This window comes from Actinomycetota bacterium (genome assembly GCA_035536535.1).
GTDB lineage: Bacteria > Actinomycetota > JAICYB01 > JAICYB01 > JAICYB01 > DATLNZ01.
This window is the reverse complement of the sequence record DATLNZ010000197.1, coordinates 1-2,598: the sequence shown is the minus strand read 5'-3', so window position 1 is coordinate 2,598 and position 2,598 is coordinate 1. Positions and strand designations below refer to the sequence as shown.

The 2,598-nt window shown below is 71.4% G+C and carries 2 protein-coding genes; one reads left to right on the top strand and one right to left on the bottom strand.

Going from position 1 to position 2,598, the window contains the following annotated elements:
• On the top strand, window positions 1–1,379 hold a 1,379-nt coding region (locus VNE62_12965; GenBank protein ID HVE93190.1), incomplete at its 5' end, for a hypothetical protein.
• A 27-nt stretch (window positions 1,380–1,406) separates the two neighbouring features.
• Here the strand turns inward: VNE62_12965 and VNE62_12960 are convergent.
• The coding region (locus VNE62_12960; protein ID HVE93189.1) for a tetratricopeptide repeat protein at window positions 1,407–2,598 on the bottom strand (1,192 nt) is incomplete at its 5' end.

The window sequence follows — 2,598 nt, the reverse complement described above, 5'->3', positions numbered from 1 at the left end:
CAGCCGCCGCAAGGACGATCGAGGACCTCGAGCCCGACCGCCAGGACGAGCTCGCGGCGCGTCTCGCCAACCACAGGACCGAGGCTGGGGAGCCGGCGCGTTCCGCGCGGTGGCAGACCAGAGCCGCGGCCTGGGCGGGCGTCAACGACCCCGAGGCGTCGCTGCGTCACTGGTGGGCGGCACGCGAGCAGATGTCGGCCATTCCCGAGGGGCAGGAGCGCGACAGGCTGGCCCTGGACTCCTGCGTCGGCATCCTCAACTCCGGCTCTCGGCTGGGCGTGTCCGTCGAGCAGTCGGCGCAGCTGCTCGAAGAAGGACGCCTGCTCGCCGAACGGCTTGGCGACACCAGGTCGCTGGCCCAACTGCTGCTCGTCTACGCGCGGGCTCGGGGACAGGCGGGGGCTGTCGAGGAGGCCCTGGAGCACAGTCTCGCCGCCGCCACTCTAGCCGAGAGGACGGGACTACGGGGACTGCGCATGGCCGCGGCCGTGAACCTCAGCATCTGGCATTGGCAGATGGGCCGGCTCGACGAGTCGGTTCAGGCGGCTGACTCCGCGCTTGTACGGGTGCCGAGCGACCTGCGAATCGGATCCGAGCACCTGGGATACAGCCCGTACATCTGGCTGGTGATGCAGCGCGGACGCGTCCTGCCGTGGCTGGGCAGGTTCGCTGAGGCAGAGCGCGAGCTGGACCGGGCGGTCGGCCTCGCGACCGAGCACGAGGAGATGGAGATCCTGTGCTGGGCTCACCAGGGCCACTGCGATCTCGCCTGGCTCACAGGTGATGCTCGTTCGGCGATAGCCAACGCGCGCCAGGCGGTCCGGATCGCGGACAAGCTCCAGACGCGCAACCTCCAGTGGAGCTCCTACTACGCCCTGGGGCGCGCGTACCTTCTTTCCGGTGACGCGGCGCCCGCCGCGCAGCTTCTCTCACGGGCGCTGGAGGTGATCCGCGAGACCGGCGTCGGCCGCCAGGTCGAAGCTCTGATCCTCAGCGACCGGGCCGAAGCCAAGCTCGCGCTGGGGCAGGTGGAGGTCGCCGAACGCATTGCGCGTTCGGCCGTCCAGCTATCACGGGCGCGCGGACTTGGAACGGCCCAGATCCGCTCCCGGCTGAGCCTGGTCCGGGCGCTGCTGCGCCGCGACCCTCTGGGTGACGATTCGCTCGCGGAGGCCGAGGTCCTCGTGCGAGAGGCGCTGGACCTCGTCGAGTCCACGAAGATGCGCGTCCTCGAGCCCCTCGTGCGGCTGGAACTCGCGGAGGTCGCCAAGCGCCGGCCTGACGAAGAGGCCGGGGAACGGGAGCTGTCCGAAGCCAGGCGGCTGTTCGAGGAACTGGGCGCCCACCACCGCGCCCGGGAGGCGGCTCCGGCGGGCTGAGGCGCCACACGGCGCGCCTCCAGGCGCTCACCACTCGACGAGCTTCCAGATCCCCGGCTGCGCCGACTCGTCCCGCTCGCCGATCTGGAAGAACAGCGTCACCGCCTCCAGCTGCTGCTGCTTGGACTCGTCGGTGCGGCCCATCTCGTGGAGGACGTCGGCGAGGTTGCCGTGCAGGGCGGCCTTGCGGTGCAGGTCCTGCTGTCTGGCCGATTCATCGAGTGCGCGGCGGATCAGCTTCGCGGACTCCTCGAGGTTTCCCTGAGCTCGCTCTGTCAGGGCCAGGTTGTTGAGCGCGGCGATCCGCGGACTCGGGTCGTCGAGGTCCCCGGCGAAGTCGAGGCTTCGCGCCAGGTGCTCCCGGGCCTGCGGAAAGTGCCCGCGCCTGGACTCCAGGATGCCCAGGATGTTGTGTGCCTGAGACAGCGCGAGCCGGTCTCCGGCCGACGCGGCGACGTCGGCCGCCTGGCGAGCGAGATCGGCCGCATCGTCCGGTCTCTGCATGCGGTGGGCGGCGAGGCTTCGTTCGGCGAGCAGCCGCGCCCTCGTCGTGTCGTCGCCTCCCACAGCCTCGAGCGCCGCGCGGAAGTGGCCGTCGGCCAGGTCCGGCCTTCCTCTCCGCTCCTGGACGGCCCCCAGCCGGTGCTCGATGACGACAACACGGTCCGGCGGGCAGAACGCCGCCGCGGCCTCGTATGAAGACAGCGCGGATGCGTAGTCGCCCATCAGCGTCTGCAGGTCGCCGATCCGTTCGTGCAGCGACGCCGGGTCGGGGTGCCCCAGCGCCAGGGCCGACGAGAGGTGACCCAGCGCGTCGCTGTGGGCATGGACGGAGGCCGCGTGCGCGCCCGCTCTGGCGTACCACTCCGCCGCTTCGGCTTCGCGTCCGGCGGAGCGGTAGTGTCCGGCCACGACGGCGGCCTGCTCGGGCTCCCGCCTTCGTCCCGGCCGCGACACGATCGCTTCCGCCGCGCGCAGGTGCAGCAGCCGGCGCCGGGCAAGTCCGCAGCCGTCGTAGACGACCTCGCGCAGCTTGGCGTGGCTGAAGTCGTACAACGGCTCGGCCCCCGCTTGCGGCCGCTCCACCTCCTGGACCAGACGCAGCCGCACCAGCTCCTCCACGGCCTCCACCGCCTCGTCGTCGGACCGGCCGCTGACCGCTCTAGCCGTTTCCAGGTCAAAGGACCGCCCCACGATCGACGCCGCGGCGAGCAGCTGT